This is a genomic window from Faecalibacillus sp. H12 (genome assembly GCF_013361255.1).
Lineage (GTDB): Bacteria > Bacillota_I > Bacilli_A > Erysipelotrichales > Coprobacillaceae > Faecalibacillus > Faecalibacillus intestinalis.
The window spans coordinates 1-19,055 of sequence record NZ_JABWDK010000035.1; the positions used below are offsets into that span (position 1 = coordinate 1).

Below are 19,055 nucleotides of genomic sequence, written 5' to 3' on the forward strand. Positions count from 1 at the left end.
CCCCCTTAATAATTTAGAGCGAATTTCGCTAAAGCACTCGATTATTTAGAGCGCCCTTATAAAGTAGTGGTAATAACTTAAAAGTTAAAAATTATTCTCCTTTTGTTTGATTTGTAACTTTAACATCTTTATTCTTTTTGATAACAGCTTGTTTTTGTTTACCATCATCACTAGTCCATTTAACTGTATATTGCGAACGATCACCACTTGTTGCACTTGAATCAGTAATAGAAATTGCTTTTAATCCTGTCATTTCAGTTGCTTTAGTAGCAATTTCTCCATAAGTACTATCATTAACAGTTTCACTTAATGCATCATATTTAGCAGTTTCAGTTTGGATTACTACATAGATTGATCTAGCTTCTTGAATGTATCTTTCATCTTTAGCTTCGTTTACATATCCTAATACTGATGGTACAGCAATTGCAGCTAAGATAGCTAAGATTACTAATACTACGATGATTTCAACTAATGTGAAACCTTTTTTGTTAGATTTTTTTTGTAATTTTTTTAATAAATCTTTCATCATTTCTTTTTTCCTTCTCCCTTGTCTTGATATTTAAAGAAATCCTAGAAAGTTAAAAACCACCTATTATTTTGGTGGTTGCTATAACTTATAGATATACGAAAACATATCTTGATAGGTTAGGGCAACCGGCGATCATAGCACTTACGTACTTTAGACCCTAGGGCTTTGCGTCACTGTTTTTCAACAGCTTTGCCTTTTTCTTTTCTTTACAAATACATAATAATATTTTTAAAGGGAATTTGCAACAAATCCCCTTTAAATTCGACCTTTTTTTCACATATTTTTATAATTGAACAATCAATTCTATTATTTTTTGATAGTTATCTTTAACTATTTGTAGAAGTTTACCTGCTTCTTCAAGTTCTTCATCATTTAAGTTTTCTTTTTCTCTTAAACATTCTGTTAAATTACAACTTGCTTGATATAAATCATCAAATCCCAAATTAACACTTGTTCCTTTCAAGGTATGAATAAAACGGAAGGATTCTTTATAATCAGCTTTATCAAAAGCATCAATAAGATTATCAAATGTTTCATCATCTTTAAATTTCAATACAAATTTTCTAATAAATTCTTCATTAAGTAATCTTCTTTTAACATCTTCAAAGTTCCCACCAACTTGTTTGTAAAATTCTTCTAACTCCATAAACAACTCTCCTATAATATTTCTATATCTCCTAATACCCCTAAAGCTTCTTCACCATCATAAATAACTTGTACAGTTATTTTAACATCTTTAATTGTATTATTGATTTTAAGTTTTGTATTCATCGAAAACTTATCTTTTTCTTTTTCTAAATCAATAGCTTGTTGTATGAATACATTAAAATCATTATTAATAAATAGTTTTGTAACTTTTTCATTACTTAATGGATCTATAATTTTAGGTTCTATATTTAATAATAATGCATCTTTTTTAGATAATGTAAGTAATGGTGGTACAACTGAATATTCAAATTGAATATTATTAGATAATTCACTGTAAAATTTATATTTTGATTTTTCAAAATATAAATCTTGATAAAGTAAATTAGATAAATTAAGACCTTCATCTTTTAAATGTTCTTGTGTACGTTCTTCAAAATATTCATTATCTTCATAAAATTCATTAATTTTTAAATCATTTTGAATGTATGATTCAATATCCATTAAACATTCTATAAGTAAAGGATTAAAAACACCACATTTGCCTTTTTGAATCATTTTTAAAGCTTCTTCATGACTATAAGCCTCTTTATAAACACGTTTACTTGTTAAAGCATCATATGCATCAACAATTGAAACAACTTGTGCCGCAATAGGAATTTCTTCTCCTTTTAAACCATCTGGATAACCATTTCCATCATATCTTTCATGATGCCATCGACATATTTGATAACCATATTTTACAATTGGTTCATCATTATAAAATGGTAAACCATTTAACATCTTTGCACCGATGATAACATGTGATTTCATAACTTCCATCTCTTCTTTAGTAAGGGATGATGGTTTATTTAAGATTTCTTCTGGAATAGCAATCTTTCCTATATCATGTAAAGAAGAAGCCACTTCAATTGAAATCATATCATCTAAAGTTAAGGAATATTGATTTGTTTTCTTAACTAAAATATTTAATAACAATTTTGTAAGTTTTTTTATGTGTAATACATGTAAACCACTTTCTCCATTACGTGATTCAACGATATGACTTAAGATCATAATCATCATATCGTTATTTTTATATTTTTCATAGATTTGTTTATTAATGATGGTTGTAAGTTTTTTTTGTCTTTTATAATGAGAAATAATATTATTAACTTTTTTTAAGACAACAGCAGATGAAAACGGTCTTGTAATATAACCTGATATCCCTAATTCGTAGGCTTTTTCAATACTTTGATCATCTTTATTGATAGAAATAATCATCACTGCTATTTCATCAATTAAATGATTTTGATTCATATATTTTAAAACCTCAAAACCATCCATTTCAGGCATAACAAGATCTAATAAAACAAGCGCAATATTCTTATCAGCTTTCATATACTGTAAAGCTTCATAACCGTTTTTTGCTTCTATAACTGTATATTGATTTAATATTTCTGATAATATTTCACGATTAAATTTTGAATCATCAACAATCAGTATTTTCCCATTTTTATCCATCCTAATCACCCTCATTACACCTTATTAATTTTAAATAAATATTTTTCCCAGATAAAATCGTATATCTTCTACTTAATTTATTATACCACTTTAATCCCTTTTGATTTTGATATAATAAACTAATAAAGTGAGTAATAATATTAAGTTCAAATTCTTCTAACTCTATTTCACCATAAAAACTCTTTTCAAATAACTCACAAACTCTTAAAAATTCTCCTTCATAAATGATACCCATCTTTTCTAAAGTATCATCCACTTTTAAAGAATCTAAACCTAAACGATAATCAATTCCATAAGATTTTAAATACATCTCCATCAATCCATATAAATACTTCACTTTTCGAGTAACCGAAGCTCGATGATAAGCATGTTTAATTCTAATATTTAAGAATAATCTTCTAATTTCCAAGCAGATCCAAACAATAAATAAAATAACACATCCAATTGTAAAAACACCCATTACAAGTGATTCCATACTTTCAAGACCACTAACAATGTTATAAATCATTCCACCATTTTGACCATCATTAACACCTTGAGAATCCTTATGTCCCTTTTCAATATTTACTTGACTATTATCTCCTTGTGGAGTAGCAACCATATTCATCAGTGTATAAACATCATAATAATATCCCGGTGTTACATCAATAGGCAACCATCCCATACCATCAAAATAAACTTCTACCCAAGCATGACCATCTTTTGATGTAAGAGTAGCATTCCCTTCTTCATCAATAGCGTCACTTTTTAATAAATATCCTTCAACATATCTTGCTGGAATATTATAATGGCGAAAAGCTTCTACTGCTGCTGAAGCAAATAAAACATCATTTCCTGAAATCTTTTGATTTAAAAAATCTTCAAGAACATTTTCACTTTGAGTATTTGTTTTTTCATCATATTTCATATATTTAGTAAGTGTATCTCTAATATGTTGTGAAATTGAATAAATACCTGTATTTTCAAATTCATCTTGATCAAATAAATGAGCAATCGTTTTTTCTAATTTCTGATCAACTGTCTGATAATTTTCATAAACAAATTGTCGATAAACAGCTTCTGTATCTAAATATTTCTTTTGAGATTTATTTGGTTGGTTAAGCCAGTCACTTCCTGTCATCAATTCACTTGGTGAGACAGAAAATGTTTCTGTATAACTATAATTCTTTGTTCCAAAGAGAGCATTTGACTTTAAATTAAGATCTTTTTGAATCAATGATGATGAAACATCTTTTTTAGAAACAGAATAAGGTGTATAGAGATATTTTTTATTAGCTCCTGTATTATTAATTTCTACTTTTTGAGATGTATCATCTAATTGAGATAATTTTTCATAAAGACTATATTGATAAGATGAAGAAAAATTCTTGTTTTCTAACCATTTCAACATTCCTTCATGTTTTCCATTATAACTTGCTCTTTTTAAATCTTGCCATTGATTATTTTGTAAAGTACTCCCTACAAACCCCTTTAAATACAAATTCTTTCTTTGTGAAACAGCTAATTGTAGACGTTCTTCTTCATTTTCATGAATTATAGATGCTTGCTTTAAATTACCTTGTGGAAGATTATCTTTACCATATCGAAGATCTTCTACTTGTTGTAAGACTTCTTTTTTTATTTGTTGTAAAGATAAATTATCTTGATAAACAGGTAACGCTACAGCCACAAAAATAATTGAAATAATCACAAGCCATTGAACTGTTTTTGAATTGATCACTTTATTTTGGTAATACATCCAAATCATCAAAAGAGTGATTATACAAAGTGATCCCCCAATAAAAGAAAAACGATCAATCCATAAAGTAAAGGCAAAAATAATGGAAAAGATAAGAATAATACCCATCATTTTTTCTTTTTTTATCGAACGATAAATAAAATAAGTAATAAATAGAATAACAACCAAACTAAAAGCTTGTATATGACTTGTTGTAATAGCTTTAGTCATCATCAGATTTCTAGCATCATCAAATTGAACATTATACCATTGAATACAATAATTTATAATTCCCAAAAAGCCATAATAAAAACTTTGAAATGAATAAATAATCCCAATAATAAAAGTCATCACTATAGGAAAAATAATCTCTTTTGTTTTTGTTTTATAAGATAAAAGATTTACTCCTATTAAAACAAATAAACTGACAATAATTTCTAACAACCATGAACTTTCTACGATACTATGATAAAAGCACAAAAAACTAATCACTAATACAAATGAATAAAGGAGGGTCGTACTTAAAGAAATAATTTTATTTTTTTCCATTTTTGACCTCCTTATATTTCAAAACGATATGTATTTTCATCAATTAAATCAACAGGTAATTCATATAATTGATTTTGATGATGTTTTGTTGTTTGTACTTTTTCAAGATGATCTTTTACAGTGATTGCACTAACACTTAAAAAATCATTTAATTTTGAAATTTCTTCATTGAAATTTCCTGCTGTAACATAAATCATTTTTGTAAAAATTAAATCTAACTGTTCACTCATAAAAAGATGTAATGCATCTCCGTTTTGTAAAGAAACACCTTTATAAAACCATTGTTCTAATGTCGTATAGTAATCTTGAACATTATTCATTTCTAACCAATAAAAACTTCCATGATCATAAAGTGCTACATAATGACCTATATTTTTAAGTAATAATTCTTCTGACATACTCATTGCAAAAGATAATGCTTTTGATAAAACCTTTTTATCAACTTCTTCATTTTGATCATTTAAACCAATATCAACTAATAAAACTGTTTCAAAACTACTATTGTGTGTTCCTTCTTTAAGAAGCATCTGTCTAGTTTTAGCTGTTAATTTCCAATGAACATGACGAATATCATCTCCTTGATAATATTGTTTTAAATCAAAGATTTCAGACATATCAGGACCTTTTTTATATTGATATTGTAAAAGACCATTTTCATAAGGTTTTGAAAGTTCATTATAAAGCAGTTCCATAGGAATCTTATGAGGATAAATCACAACATGATGTTTTTTATCTTGTGGAAAAGAAACACGACAAAAACCAAATACATCATATAAATAAATATTTTCATAAGAAAATGTTACTTCTCCACAATATGTTGCTGTATATTGATGTTCTTTCTTCGAATATTTCATTCCTAAAGGAATAAATATTCTTTTTCTAATTTGACTTTGTAACGTATTGTTTTCATAAACAAAATCATACTCTATTCTTCCAGAAACAAGTAATCTATATTGACTTGTTATTTCAGATACAAAAGATAAACGTTTTCCTACTTCTCCTTGTTTTTGTCCATGAAGATCAAGTTGAATATAACGTGCTTCTAATTTCAACAAAATGAAAAGCATAAGAGGAAATAAAATACTTATTGCCCAAATAACTAAAAAGTAGAAATAAGTCGAATAAATATATGCAATAAAAATGAGAATATTGATAACTGCATAAACAAAATATTTATTTTTCATAATCTAATCAGCCAATGGTGGTTTCACTTCCACTAAAATTTCTTTTAAAATATCTCTGGCATCTAATCCTTCTACCCTTGCTTGTGGACGTAAAATCAAACGATGTGCACAAACATCTAAAAAAACATCTTGTACATCTTCTGGAATAACATAGATACGATCTTCTAATACGGCATGTGCTTTAGCCATTTGTACAAGTGCTAAAACCCCACGAGGAGAAACTCCTAATTCAATAAGGGGCATTTCTCTTGTTTTTTCACATAATAAGACAATATATTTTAAAACATCATCACTGATACGTACAGATGATAAATAGTTTTGTACTTCTATAACATTTTCTTTTGAAGCAACTACTTTAATTTTATCAATTGGATTATCATATCGACGCGATTTAATAATCTCAATTTGTTTATCTAAATCAGGATATCCAATCGATAAACATACCATAAAACGGTCTAATTGAGATTCTGGTAAAGGTTGTGTCCCTGCTGAACCAATTGGGTTTTGTGTCGCTATTGAAATAAATGGATGAGGTAAATCATAAGTAACACCATCAACTGTCACATTATGTTCTTCCATAGCTTCTAATAAAGCAGCTTGTGTTTTTGGTGATGTACGGTTAATTTCATCTGCTAAAAGTAAATTACTAAAAACAGCCCCTGGTCTAAATTCAAATTTTTGAGTTTCATTATTTAACATTGTAAAACCAACAATATCAGAAGGTAAGGTATCTGTTGTAAACTGAATTCTTTTATAATCCAAACCTAAAGCTTTAGAAAAAGCTAACGCCAATGTTGTTTTCCCCGTACCAGGAGTATCATTTAATAAAATATGTCCTCCAGCATAAATTGTCATTAATAATTTTTTAATTATTTCATCCTTACCAATGAATACTTTTGATATTTCATCAATAATATGTTGTGATTGCTCAATTATCATTTTCTTCTCCCTCGTTTTCTAAAGCTTCTTGTTGATTGTTATTTGAATCATCTTGTTCTTGATTATTCTCTGTCTGTATTTCTTGTTGATCATCTTTTGTTTGAGTATCAGGCTCTCCTATTTGATTATCTAAATTTTGATTTTCGTTTATTTCAGGTACCACATAATTTAATAATGCTGCAACCTTCTTTTCTGCTTCTTTAATTTCATTTTCATGAATTTGAGCATCTGATATTTCATATCCTGCAAAACTATATTTCCAATTATCTATGTATGTTTGTTCTAAACCTGTCGCATCACCTGAAAGTGTAACATGAAAATCATCTGCTAAATCTTGACCAAATTCAAAGCCATTTCCATCACCATAATAATAAAGTAAGATAGGTGTAGCATTTTGGAAAACAACTTCCTTTAGAGTACTTCCAAAATTATTTGTCCAAAGCCGTGCTGGATACTCTGCATTATTCCCATAAACTTTTGGAAATGTCACTTTTGTAAGACTCGTACCACTAAATGCAGCCATTCCTATTGGACCTAAGCCATCTGGCAAAGTAAGTTCACCTTCTAATTTTGTTTCATAAAAAGCATAATCATCAATCCAATACATATCATCTGTCATATTTAATTGAATCGATGTAATAGGAACACTCTCGAAAGCATTCATACAAATCTCAAAGGTACCTTCTTTCGTAGCAACAGCTCCACTAATATCTGTTGTTGCACTAATTAAATAAAATTCATTATCCACTGTAATTGTATTTCCATCTTGATCTGATCCTCTAGCATAACCATATAAGATAGCTCCACCATAAGATTCATCTAAAAAATAACTACTACTATATGTATTACCACCATAATATCCATCGCCATCATAAGGAACAAACATTTTTTGATTCGTTGATGGTAAATAATAATTTTCAAAATTTGCATTTTTAGCATTTAAGGCAATATAACGAAGATTAGGAAAGGGTCCATCCATTATTTCCAAAGCATTTTCTTGAATTGTAATTGTATCTGTATTAGCTGAGAAAATACCTTCTAAGTCATCACAACCATAAAAAGCATAGCTATCAATTTGTACCACTTGTTTAGATAATTTTACAGATTTCAATCGTTTACAATTTGAAAAAGCATTTTTACCAATTTCAGTAATTATTACTCCTGGAATACTATCTTCATCAAAATAAACTAAATCACTTGGCGCATTTAATAAAATGGTTGCATGTGCACGATCTCGATAATACATTTCTAAATATTCAAAACCATCTTTTACATTTAATGATGAATCGGTTTCATTCAATAAAGCAAACTCTGTTGGTTCTAATAAATCACTCCATTTAGATTCATACAAATGATAATAATTTCTAGCAATACTAATTCCTTTAAGATTATCACTATCACTAAAAGTATCTTTATAAACACTTGGCATATCTTGAGTTAAAATCATCACATCTTCAACACCACTGTCTTTAAAAATTTGATGACCTAATTCAATATTTCCTCCTGTTAAAATAATCTGTGTAATATCACTATTTCCACTAAAAGCTTGATCAGCTATTTTTTCTACTGTTTCAGGAATAACAATTGTCCCACTTGCACTATCTAAAGTACTTACTAGTATCTTTTCATCATCACTAAAAACCAAATTATTACTTACTGTATAATCATAAGATTCATTATTTTCATTAACTATACTTGTTACAAAACTTCCATAACTCTTTTTAAAATAGTCTAAATAATATTGATCAGGTACGTGAACTGTTGAATCTGTAGGAATATTAGAAAAAGAATGGCTATCTATCAAACACTTACCTTCAAAATAAATATCATGAACATACCACGAAATAGAACTACTAATTGATGTAACTCCTTCAGGAATATAAATAGCATCAGCTATTGGTGTTTGAAGAATCACTGTTTGAGATTTATCCATTAATAATCCATCTTCATTTGAACTAAAATTAGGATTATTTTCATCAACGATATACTTTCCATATAAATCAGGTCCTGTCCAGCCATAACCAAAAGAAATATCATCAACGATCTCTGAAATATAAAAATCACCATTAAATTTTTTTCCAAAAATATCATTTAATTCTACTTTTTTTATACCATCTGGTACATGAATATCAGCATTTAAATCTCCAACATAATTGGTAAAAGCATATTCATAAATTGTCGCAAATATTGGTGAAAAAATCGTTTTATCTTGTAATTGAACAATATATTCCTCTGGTAAATCTACCATTTCTTGAGGAACAAGTGTAATTCTTCCTTTTTGAGTGATTGTGTAGTCAGATTGATCTTCAATAACACTACCATCTTCCTCTTTCCAGCCAATAAACATTTGTGTAGAATCTTGATATGTTGGAATTATTAAATTGTAATATTTTCGTAAATCTTCTGTTTCATCTTTCTTTAAATAAAAATAGTTTATTTCTTGTTGATTATAGTCTTGTAAGGAAATACGTGCCTGATAATCAACTTTAAATTCATAAATATATTCTTGCCATGGACTTGATTCATTTAGTCTAAAATAAAATGATACTTTAAAGTTTTCTGTTGCATATTGAGGATAAGAACCTATTTTAAAATTATCATTATAATTTTCTATTCTATAAAGTGTTGGATAGCTATCCCCCTCTTTCCTTTCTGAAACCATCACAACCATATTACAAAGTAATTTCCATGGAGTGATCACACAACCATCATAGAGCATTGTAAGATTGTCAAGATATAAATCTTCTGCAGCCATAAAATGAATATTGTATTTTGCATTTTCTTTTTGTTCAATTCCTGTATTTGGCAAAGAAATGGCATCTTTATAAATCTCATTATTCGATAAATCTGGTAGCGTTGGTTCTGGATCTGGATCAACAATCGGTGTTGTTTCATGATTTGTGTTTTTATTTACTTCATCATTAGCGATGCCTGAACTTGCATCTCCTGTAGCAATAGGCATTCCTGTTCCGGGAATGACAACAGTTACATTTCCATTATTTGTTGTTCCATTTGGATTAACACCTATCGTATTGCCACCATTTGTCCCCATACCTGTTTGTCCATAAATTTTTGTTGGATCTACTCTTCCTTGATTTTTAAATAAATAAGGAGAATTATTAAGATTTGTTTGTGAAATTTTATCTAATGCTTGTTGATTTTCATTAAGATATTGACTTTCATCTTGATTTTGATTTGTGTTTGTTTGTTGATTTTGATTTGAAAAAACAACTTGATTATTTTTCAAATCTAAAGCTTGTGATTGTGGTGAGAAGATTGAACTGTTTTGGTAAAGTTGATAAGCAGAAATCGCACATGAAAAAGAAACAACCGTCACAACCACAGCTTTTCCTAAATACGGTACTGATAATTTAAATGTCTTTTTCATTATGCATCTCTCCTTGAAAAATATTCACTTAATTCTTTTTCCATTACATCAAAATCAATAGGCTTTGAAAAATGTCCATCCATTCCCATCTCTTTAGAATAGCGTTTATTTTCTACATATGCATCAGCAGATAAAGCAAAGATAGGAATTGCTTTACCCGATTCCATCGTTCTTATAATTTGCGTTGCTTCATAGCCATCCATTTGCGGCATTTGTATATCCATTAAAATCAAATCATAATAATTTTTAGCATGCTTCTTAAATGTATCAACTGCTTCTTGTCCATTTTCTACACGATCAACAAACGCTCCTTTAGAATTTAATACACTCATACAAATCTCTGCATTAATTTCATTATCTTCAGCAAGCAATATACGCTTTTTCTCAAAACTAAATTGTTCAACAACAACTTCTTTTTCATCTTCATATTCTTGACTTGGAGCAACTGGTAAATTTAAAAAGACTGTAAAATCGCTTCCTTTACCTTCAAGACTATCAACAACTATTTCTCCACCCATCAATTTAACAAGCTGATCTGTAATAGCCATTCCAAGTCCACTACCACCATACTTTTTAGAAATTTCAACTCCTTCTTGTTCAAACGGTCTGAATATATGACTTAAAAACTCTCTTGACATTCCTTTACCTGTATCATGAACACGCATCATAATATTTGCAACCTTATCTTCTTTATACATTTGTCTAAATGTTACTGTAATTTCACCATTATCAGTAAACTTACTAGCATTGGATAATAGATTAACAAGTATTTGCATAATACGTAATTCATCCCCCATAAAATATTTTACATCAAAATCAAAATAATCGATTTTAAATAAAACATTTTTCTTTTCAATTGTTTCTTTAAAAATATTATTTAATTGTACTTTTAAATGATAAATATTAAATGGTTTACTCTCTAATTCTAATTTTCCTGCTTCCATTCTTGACATATCCAAGACTTCATTGATGAGTGAAAGTAAATACTTAGAAATATCTTCTGCTTGTTGTAAATAGTAGCTTCCTTGTTTAGCATCTTGTTTTGATTGTCTGGCTAATGTCATCATCCCAATAATTCCATTCATAGGCGTTCTAATTTCATGTGACATTCTTGATAAAAATGAAGCTTTATATTCACTTTCATTTTTAGTTGTTTCTATTTGTTGTAAATAATCTAATTCTTTTAAAACATCTTCACTATGGTCATAAAAAGCAAATAGATGATATTTTCCATGTTCTATTGCAGTAATTGTTAAAATAAACCATTTATTTTCATCTTTCATTTTAAAAGAATATTTAAAAGGTTCTTGTTGATTCCATTGCTTATATTCTTTTAAAAATTGTCGGTAAGTATCATCTTCTACAATTTCTTTTAAAACTTCTATATCAACTTGTATACGTTTTGGTAAAATATGAAATACTTCTTCAAAGTGAGAAGATAAAAATAATACTTTGTAATCTTTCTTTCTAACTAAGACATATACTTGACTTTGATCTTTATAAAAAATATTATTTAAAAACTCTTTTTGAGAAAAGCGAGGATTTTTATGTTTTTTATAAAAAAAAGCAATCGTATTTAATAAAATCACAAGACCAATTACTAAAACAATCAATAAAAAAATTGTCTGACTATTCTTTCCTATTGTTATAATGATTTTTTTCATATAAAAATCCTCCCTTTTAAATTTATATAGTCACCCACTTTTTTATTATAAGGACAATCTCAAACTTATGCAAATTTTCATTTTCTGTTCATATAAAAAATATATACTTTTTAAGAGGTGATTTTATGTTTTCAAATGACAATGAATTAAAAAAATACTTTTATTTAATAAGTTATGCAGGTATTATCTTAGCTATTATTTTAAATTTATCGTCTGTTTTTAGTTTTATTCAATATCTTTGGCAATTAATTATTCCTTTTATAGTTGGTTTTTGTATTGCTTTTATTTTAAATATTATTACAAATCAATTAGAAAAAAGTTTATTAAAAAATGTAAGAAATAAAAGAATGATTTCATTTATTTTAACTCTTATTTTATTTGTTAGTTTTTTATTACTTATTTGTTTTATCATTGGACCCGAACTAATCCATTCTCTTAAAGAAATTGTTAAATTGGCGCCTAATGCTTATGATCAACTACTTATTTTCTTAAAAGAAAATAGAAATATAATGAATGGAAGTTTTAAAAATATCATCGATTCTATTATTTCTTTAGATCTTGACTTATCTGCTTTATATAAAACAATTATAAATAATTGGCAAAGTTTATTTCATTCTGGATTTTCTATTTTATCAAATACATTAAGTAGTTTATATACTTTCTTTATTGGTCTTGTCTTTTCTATTTATCTTCTTTTTTCTAAAGAAACATTATCTAGACAACTTAAAAAGACAACAATTGCTTTTATTGGAAAAGATAAAACTGAAAAAGTTTGTAAAATCATTCAGTTATCAGGTGATACTTTTACAAGTTTTATTACATGTCAATGTTTAGAAGCTTGTATTCTTGGAAGTATGTTTATTGTTACAATGGGTATTTTAAAAATGCCTTACGCTATGTTGATGGGAGTAGTTATTGCGATAACTGCATTGATTCCTGTTTTTGGAGCATTTATTGGATGTTTTATAGGAATTATTATGATTGGTATTGTAAATCCAATCCAAGCTATTGAATTTATTGTTTTATTTTTAGTTCTACAACAAATTGAAGGTAACTTTATTTATCCTCATGTTGTAGGAAATTCTGTAGGTCTTCCTTCTATTTGGGTCTTTGTAGCTGTAATCATAGGTGGAAATTTAATGGGTATCATGGGAATGTTTTTATTTATTCCTTTAACATCTATTTTCTATACTTTATTTAAAACTTATGTTAAAGATCAATTAAAAAAATAAACATCTTAATACAAAAAGCCAAGACTCTCATCGTCTTGGCTAATGGATAAGATGTAAAATATCATCTTCATTACTAATATCAAATATATGTTCAACAAGCATATTAAGTTGTTGAGAATTGAATTTATCGATTTTCATCATTAATTCTTTTAGATCCTTCATAATCTCCTTCATATAATCCTTGCACTGCTTCTACAAGATATCTTACTTGTGAATTTTTAATCTTTGTTGTATCTATTTCTTTAATATCTACAAAAAAGTATTTCCAATCATTATAATATTTTTCCATACTTTTTGATTTATCCATCATCTCTTGTAGTCTTTGGGGTGCCTTCCAAAAAGAAGAACCTGCATAAAAGACAATCATAATATTAGGAATCAATTTTTTACGTCCACTGATCAATTGATTATAATAATCCAACATTTCATATATTCCTGTTCTAACAACCATCTTTTGATCAATTGTACTTTGATATTCAACTCCCAACACATGCTAGACTCCTTTATGAGGTATCTTTTTAGTAATATCTCGATATCTTTTGATATTTTTAAAATATTTAAACCTTTTTAAGCTACATTATTTTAAATAAAAAAGAAAAACTAAACCTTACGATTTAGTCTATATCTTCTACTATTTTATTAACGATATCCGTTAGTGTTCCATCATTTTTTACATGATAGTGGCAACTATCTAAATAAAGTTGATGTCTTTCATCAAATAATTGATAAAGTTTTTCTGGTCCATCTTTTAATAATGGTCGATGAGCTGTTTCTACATCTGTTACAATATTATCTACAGGTCGATCAATATAGAAAACAGTACCCGCTTGTTTTAAAACGTCTCTATTTTCTTTTCTTTTGATGACTCCCCCACCTGTAGAAATAATATAGCCGTCAAGCTTTGCCATATCTAAACATGCTTCACTTTCTCTGTCCCTAAAATATTCCTCAGAGATGGCAAACATATCAGGTATTGTACATTGATATTTTTTTTCAATATATTTATCCATATCAATAACTGGCATCTTTAATTTTTCTGATAATAATTTGGAGATGGTTGTTTTACCACACCCCATGATTCCCACTAATATAATATTTTTCATTCTTACGCCCTTTTATAATTTCCCAATACTTTTAACATTGTACTATTTGCTTTCATTTTATTAATAGCACGTTGAATTCTTTCTTCATGCATATTTCCTTCAAAATCAATATAGAAATAATATTGCCAATATTGTGTTTCAATTGGTCTTGATTCAATACGATCCATATTAATTTGACTTTGTTTAATTGTTTGTAACATGTTATCTAAAGCTCCAACTTGATGAGGTAATGTAAAGATAACAGAAACTTTATCACTTTCTTTTGGACAAATAAATTCTTTAGAAATCACCATAAAACGTGTTCTATTGTTTTTCTTATTTTGTACATTTTCTTTTAACATTTCCAAACTATAAAGTTTACATGCAAGTGGTGATGCAATGGCTGCTTTAGTTGGATCTTTTGAATCCATTACATATTTAGCAGCCATGGCTGTATCTTGAAATGGTCTTTGTTCAATATAACGATGTTGATATAAAAACTCACTTGATTGTGCTAATCCTTGTGGATGTGAGTAAACTTGTCTGATATCCTCAATCTTTGTCCCTGGAAGTGCCATTAAACATTGACTGACATTAACTGCAGTTTCTCCTACAATATAGAAACCATATTTTCTAATTAAATCATAGTTATCATTAATTGAACCTGTTAAACTATTTTCAATTGGTAAAACACCATAATCAATTTCACCATTTTCTAAAGCCACATAAACATCTTCGAAGTCTCTATAACCAATATTCTTTGTTCCTTCACCAAAGAAATTTTCAACAGCACTTTGTGAAAAAGCACCTGCAATTCCTTGATAACCTACAACAGGATCTTTTTTAAAGTCTGTTTTAATATTTTTATCTAATTCAAGTGGTAATAAATCTGATTGATAAGATTTAGAAACTGTCATCATTTCTTGAATAAAACATCTTGCATATTCTTTTAATTGATCATTATTTAAACGATTTAAGTTCTTTTCAATAACTTCTCTTTCTCTTTCAGGTTGGAAAATTTCTAAATGATTTTCAATTTTATATTCAACGACACTTTTTGAAAGAGCCATACGTTTTTCAAAAAGTTCCATTAATTGTTGATCAATTGCATCTATTTCAATTCGGCATTGTTTTAAATCTTTCATACTTATTCCCTCATCATATCAAGTATTCCTAAAGCCATCATTGCTTCTACAACAACAACTGCTCTTTGTACAATACAAGGATCATGTCTTCCTTTTATTTCTAATTCTACATTTTCTTTTGTTTCAATATTAATCGTCTTTTGTTTTTTAGCAATCGAAGGTGTAGGTTTAAAAGTAACCGTACAACTTACAGGCATACCATTTGTAATACCACCAGTAATGCCACCATTATGATTTGTAGAAGTTCTTACATTTCCTTCTTCATCATAATAATAACAATCATTGGCTTCACTCCCTAACATCTCATCAATACTTTCTCCATCGCCAAAAGAAACACTTTTAACGGCTGGAATTGAAAACATCAATGAAGATAAATGACTTTCTAAAGAATCAAAGAAAGGTTCACCTACTCCAGCAGGAACATGTAAAGCAACACATTCAATTTTTCCACCAACACTATCTAAATTTTCTTTTGCTTTTAAAATCGTTTCTTCCATTTTTTCAAAAACATCCTCTTTAATTGTTGGATATTGTTTTTCACTTAATTTTAAAAGCATTTCATCATCTACATTTACAGGGAACTTTTCATCTTTGATTTTTCCAATTGATAAAATATGTGCTCCTACAATAATTCCTTTTTGTTTTAAAATCTGTTTAGCAATATTTCCCGCAAAAACGATTGGGGCTGTAATTCTTCCAGAAAAATGACCACCCCCGCGGACATCATTAAATCCTTTATATTTAATATAAGCTGGATAATCACTATGTCCTGGTCGCATATTTGTTTTAAGTAAAGAATAATCTTTAGAATGTTGATCACTATTATAGATAACTCCTGTAAGAGGTGCTCCTGTGGTAATACCATCTTGTAACCCTGATAAAATTTCTACTTGATCTGCTTCTTTTCTAGCTGTCGACATTTTATTTTGTCCTGGTGCTCTTCTTTTCATATCACGCGAAACTTCATCTAAATCAATTTGAATACCGCTAGGAAGATTGCCAATGGTAATACCAATAGCTTTTCCATGGGATTCACCAAAAATTGTAAGTTCTATATTATTTTTATAAGTTGCCCCCATCGATTTTTCCTCCTAATATCTCGAAATCTTCCCAAAAACTTGGATAAGATTTTTTAACACATTCTTTATTATCAACAATGACTGGTTCCTTACACACTGTTGAAGCAATCGCTAGCATCATCGCCATACGATGATCATCATGACTTGATACATTTCCGCCAGTTAAAGTTTCGACACCATCTAATTCCATAGAAGATTCATGTTCAACTGCATGTGCTTTTAGTTTATTCAATTCTTCAACTGTTGCTTGAAGACGATCACATTCTTTAATACGTAAACGTCCGGCATTGATGACTTCACTATGTCCACTTGCAAGTGCTAATGCAAGAGAAACAACTGGAATAACATCAGGGCATTGACTCGCATCCACAGTTGTTGCTTTTAAACCATGACTCACCACTTTAATTCCTTCATCATTTTCCACGATTTCACAATTCATTTGTTTTAAAAAATCAATTGTTGCTTTATCACCTTGTAAAGAATCTAAGTTTAAATCTAATAATGTAACATCATTTCCTAAAGCACCCGCTACTAAATAGAAAGCAGCTTGAGAAAAATCAGATTCCACACGATAATCTTTTGCCTTATATTCTTGTCTACCTCTTACAATAAATTGTTTATATTCATGATTCACAATTTCAATACCATAAAGTTTTAATACTTGTAATGTTAAATCAATATATCCTTTACTTTCAAGTGGTGTCGTAATTTCAATGATTGAATCAAATGATAATAAAGGTAAAGCAAATAATAAACCGGTAATAAATTGTGATGAAATATTACCTGGAATACGATATAAATCAGGTTTTAATTCACCCACAACATTTAAATCTAAAACATTTTCACGATATAAATAACCAATATTTTGTCTTTCAAAGATTTCATAATAGGTATCTAATGGTCTTTTCCCTAATTGTCCTCTTCCTATAAAACGTACTTTATTTTCTTTAGCAAGAGAAATAGGAACCATGAAGCGAAGCGTTGATCCTGATTCTTCACAATCAATTTGGACTCCTGGCATCGTATTATTTTTAGTAAATGTGTAATTACCATTAATAATAAGATAATCTTCATGTTGTTCAATAATTGTTCCAAGTGCTTCCATCGCACCAATTGTTGCTTTGATATCTTGAGAATATTCAATATGATCAATTCTTGAAATACCTTTAGCAAGACTGGCTGCAATAATCGCACGATGTGCTAATGATTTTGAAGGTGGAACAGATACTTTTCCTTTTAGTTTTGTAGGAATTAACTTAATTTGACTCATTTTATACCCTTTCTTTTTTTAATAAAAATTCTTGATTTGTTTGATAAACATAACTATCTCCTATTTCTTTTAATAAAACAACAGATAATGAATTATTAATATTCTTTTTATCTAAAGAAATAGCTTGAATAAGATTTTTTGTTTCAACTTGACATTCATATGGTAGATTGTATTTTTGTAAGATTTCTTTAATTTGCATGGAAGATCCTGTTTTTGTCAAATCTAGACTTTCAGCAAGTTTTGTAATTTGATACATTCCAATACCTACGGCTTCCCCATGAGAATATTTTTCATAGTGATAATATTGTTCTATGGCATGCGCATAGGTATGACCAAAGTTAAGTAATAAACGATCACCAAAATCAAATTGATCTTTTTCAACAACTTCTCTTTTGATGTTGACACAATTATATATGATTTCATCAATAAATTCATAGAGTTCTTCAAAATTTTGATAAGAATTTAATTGATCAAATAATTTTTTATCTTTAATACATCCATATTTAATGACTTCTCCCATGCCATCACTGATAAAATGTGGATCTAATGTCTTTAATGTACATGGATCAATCAAAACCATGGATGGATGATAGAAAGCTCCTACCAGGTTTTTCCCTTCAGGTAAATCAACCGCTACCTTTCCACCAACAGAACTATCCACTTGTGCAAGTAAAGAAGTAGGAATTTGGACAAGTTTTACCCCTCTCAAATAACTACTTGCGACAAATCCTGCCATATCACCAATCACACCACCACCTAAAGCAATGATTAAATCCGTTCTTGTAAGTTTAAAATCTAAACATGCTTTATAAAGTGTTGGTAACATATCAAAACGTTTTGATTTTTCTCCATGAGGAACAACGACATGATTGACTTTAAAATCTTTTTCAAGATTTAAAGTCAAATCATCGCCATATAAAGGATAAACTTGATCATCGGAAATGATCATAATTTTCTTTCCTTTAAAGACTTCTTTTATTTTTTCATTTGCATGTTTTAAAATATTTTTTTCTATATAAATAGGATAACTATGTTCCTTTAAATTAACGATCATTTCCATCTCAGTCACCTTAAATTTCTTTACCAACAGCATCAGCAATTGGTTTTAATTCTTTCATCAATTGTTCAA

The 19,055-nt window shown here is 28.4% G+C and carries 15 protein-coding genes and 1 riboswitch; of the genes, 1 reads left to right on the forward strand and 14 read right to left on the reverse strand.

From position 1 onward, the window contains the following. Positions 1 to 91 precede the first annotated feature (91 nt). The 8 genes from HUU89_RS12940 to HUU89_RS12975 all read right to left on the reverse strand — a co-directional run bounded on the left by HUU89_RS12940 (position 92) and on the right by HUU89_RS12975 (position 12,118). Positions 92 to 526, reverse strand: a complete 435-nt coding sequence (locus HUU89_RS12940) for a prepilin-type N-terminal cleavage/methylation domain-containing protein (RefSeq protein WP_317992348.1) — start codon at positions 524 to 526, stop codon at positions 92 to 94. A gap of 120 nt (positions 527 to 646) precedes the next feature. Then, positions 647 to 733: riboswitch (cyclic di-GMP riboswitch) on the reverse strand. 79 nt (positions 734 to 812) lie between these two features. Further along, the gene (locus tag HUU89_RS12945) at positions 813 to 1,175 is read right to left on the reverse strand and encodes an Hpt domain-containing protein (RefSeq protein WP_175301969.1); all 363 of its coding nucleotides are present in this window, start codon (positions 1,173 to 1,175) and stop codon (positions 813 to 815) included. 11 nt (positions 1,176 to 1,186) lie between these two features. Then, entirely contained in the window at positions 1,187 to 2,677 is a 1,491-nt protein-coding gene (locus HUU89_RS12950) for an HD domain-containing phosphohydrolase (protein ID WP_175301970.1), read from the reverse strand. Position 2,678: 1 nt separating this feature from the next. Next, a complete protein-coding gene (locus HUU89_RS12955) occupies positions 2,679 to 4,943 on the reverse strand; it encodes a transglutaminase domain-containing protein (protein ID WP_175301971.1) in 2,265 nt (754 codons plus the stop codon). Between the two features lie 11 nt (positions 4,944 to 4,954). Continuing rightward, positions 4,955 to 6,127 (reverse strand): DUF58 domain-containing protein, encoded by a 1,173-nt coding sequence (locus HUU89_RS12960; RefSeq protein WP_175301972.1) that lies wholly within the window; start codon positions 6,125 to 6,127, stop codon positions 4,955 to 4,957. Between the two features lie 3 nt (positions 6,128 to 6,130). Further along, the gene (locus tag HUU89_RS12965) at positions 6,131 to 7,066 is read right to left on the reverse strand and encodes an AAA family ATPase (RefSeq protein WP_175301973.1); all 936 of its coding nucleotides are present in this window, start codon (positions 7,064 to 7,066) and stop codon (positions 6,131 to 6,133) included. Next, a complete protein-coding gene (locus tag HUU89_RS12970) occupies positions 7,056 to 10,454 on the reverse strand; it encodes a leucine-rich repeat protein (RefSeq protein WP_175301974.1) in 3,399 nt (1,132 codons plus the stop codon). The genes HUU89_RS12965 and HUU89_RS12970 overlap by 11 nt, the downstream gene beginning before the upstream one ends. Further along, on the reverse strand, positions 10,454 to 12,118 hold the full coding sequence (locus tag HUU89_RS12975; protein ID WP_175301975.1) for an ATP-binding protein: 1,665 nt from the start codon (positions 12,116 to 12,118) through the stop codon (positions 10,454 to 10,456). The genes HUU89_RS12970 and HUU89_RS12975 overlap by 1 nt, the downstream gene beginning before the upstream one ends. 125 nt (positions 12,119 to 12,243) lie before the next feature. On the opposite strand from HUU89_RS12975, the gene HUU89_RS12980 reads away from it, so the two are divergent. Further along, positions 12,244 to 13,350: an AI-2E family transporter gene (locus HUU89_RS12980; RefSeq protein WP_175301976.1), complete on the forward strand. Its 1,107-nt coding sequence runs from the start codon at positions 12,244 to 12,246 to the stop codon at positions 13,348 to 13,350. 124 nt (positions 13,351 to 13,474) lie between these two features. Here the strand turns inward: HUU89_RS12980 and HUU89_RS12985 are convergent, their stop codons facing one another. The 6 genes from HUU89_RS12985 to aroB all read right to left on the reverse strand — a co-directional run bounded on the left by HUU89_RS12985 (position 13,475) and on the right by aroB (position 18,986). Further along, positions 13,475 to 13,840 (reverse strand): Rpn family recombination-promoting nuclease/putative transposase, encoded by a 366-nt coding sequence (locus HUU89_RS12985; protein WP_175301977.1) that lies wholly within the window; start codon positions 13,838 to 13,840, stop codon positions 13,475 to 13,477. Positions 13,841 to 13,964: 124 nt separating this feature from the next. Next, positions 13,965 to 14,453, reverse strand: coding sequence for a shikimate kinase (locus HUU89_RS12990; protein ID WP_119362921.1), 489 nt, complete (start codon positions 14,451 to 14,453; stop codon positions 13,965 to 13,967). 2 nt (positions 14,454 to 14,455) lie between these two features. Then, positions 14,456 to 15,577 carry a prephenate dehydratase gene (gene pheA, locus HUU89_RS12995; RefSeq protein WP_175301978.1) on the reverse strand — a complete coding sequence of 374 codons (1,122 nt, stop codon included), beginning with the start codon at positions 15,575 to 15,577 and terminating at the stop codon, positions 14,456 to 14,458. Between the two features lie 2 nt (positions 15,578 to 15,579). Then, positions 15,580 to 16,656 carry a chorismate synthase gene (gene aroC / locus HUU89_RS13000; protein ID WP_175301979.1) on the reverse strand — a complete coding sequence of 359 codons (1,077 nt, stop codon included), beginning with the start codon at positions 16,654 to 16,656 and terminating at the stop codon, positions 15,580 to 15,582. Further along, positions 16,640 to 17,926, reverse strand: coding sequence for a 3-phosphoshikimate 1-carboxyvinyltransferase (gene aroA / locus HUU89_RS13005; protein WP_175301980.1), 1,287 nt, complete (start codon positions 17,924 to 17,926; stop codon positions 16,640 to 16,642). Before aroA ends, aroC begins: the two co-directional genes overlap by 17 nt. A gap of 1 nt (position 17,927) precedes the next feature. Then, positions 17,928 to 18,986, reverse strand: coding sequence for a 3-dehydroquinate synthase (gene aroB, locus HUU89_RS13010; RefSeq protein ID WP_032091674.1), 1,059 nt, complete (start codon positions 18,984 to 18,986; stop codon positions 17,928 to 17,930). Positions 18,987 to 19,055: the final 69 nt, after the last annotated feature.

What these genes read in the sequence shown, in the direction of transcription:
- HUU89_RS12940 (WP_317992348.1), bottom strand. Translation starts at nt 526, where the DNA reads ATGAAAGATTTATTAAAAAAATTACAAAAAAAATCTAACAAAAAAGGT.
- HUU89_RS12945 (WP_175301969.1), bottom strand. Translation starts at nt 1,175, where the DNA reads ATGGAGTTAGAAGAATTTTACAAACAAGTTGGTGGGAACTTTGAAGAT.
- HUU89_RS12950 (WP_175301970.1), bottom strand. Translation starts at nt 2,677, where the DNA reads ATGGATAAAAATGGGAAAATACTGATTGTTGATGATTCAAAATTTAAT.
- HUU89_RS12955 (WP_175301971.1), bottom strand. Translation starts at nt 4,943, where the DNA reads ATGGAAAAAAATAAAATTATTTCTTTAAGTACGACCCTCCTTTATTCA.
- HUU89_RS12960 (WP_175301972.1), bottom strand. Translation starts at nt 6,127, where the DNA reads ATGAAAAATAAATATTTTGTTTATGCAGTTATCAATATTCTCATTTTT.
- HUU89_RS12965 (WP_175301973.1), bottom strand. Translation starts at nt 7,066, where the DNA reads ATGATAATTGAGCAATCACAACATATTATTGATGAAATATCAAAAGTA.
- HUU89_RS12970 (WP_175301974.1), bottom strand. Translation starts at nt 10,454, where the DNA reads ATGAAAAAGACATTTAAATTATCAGTACCGTATTTAGGAAAAGCTGTG.
- HUU89_RS12975 (WP_175301975.1), bottom strand. Translation starts at nt 12,118, where the DNA reads ATGAAAAAAATCATTATAACAATAGGAAAGAATAGTCAGACAATTTTT.
- HUU89_RS12980 (WP_175301976.1), top strand. Translation starts at nt 12,244, where the DNA reads ATGTTTTCAAATGACAATGAATTAAAAAAATACTTTTATTTAATAAGT.
- HUU89_RS12990 (WP_119362921.1), bottom strand. Translation starts at nt 14,453, where the DNA reads ATGAAAAATATTATATTAGTGGGAATCATGGGGTGTGGTAAAACAACC.
- pheA (WP_175301978.1), bottom strand. Translation starts at nt 15,577, where the DNA reads ATGAAAGATTTAAAACAATGCCGAATTGAAATAGATGCAATTGATCAA.
- aroC (WP_175301979.1), bottom strand. Translation starts at nt 16,656, where the DNA reads ATGGGGGCAACTTATAAAAATAATATAGAACTTACAATTTTTGGTGAA.
- aroA (WP_175301980.1), bottom strand. Translation starts at nt 17,926, where the DNA reads ATGAGTCAAATTAAGTTAATTCCTACAAAACTAAAAGGAAAAGTATCT.
- aroB (WP_032091674.1), bottom strand. Translation starts at nt 18,986, where the DNA reads ATGGAAATGATCGTTAATTTAAAGGAACATAGTTATCCTATTTATATA.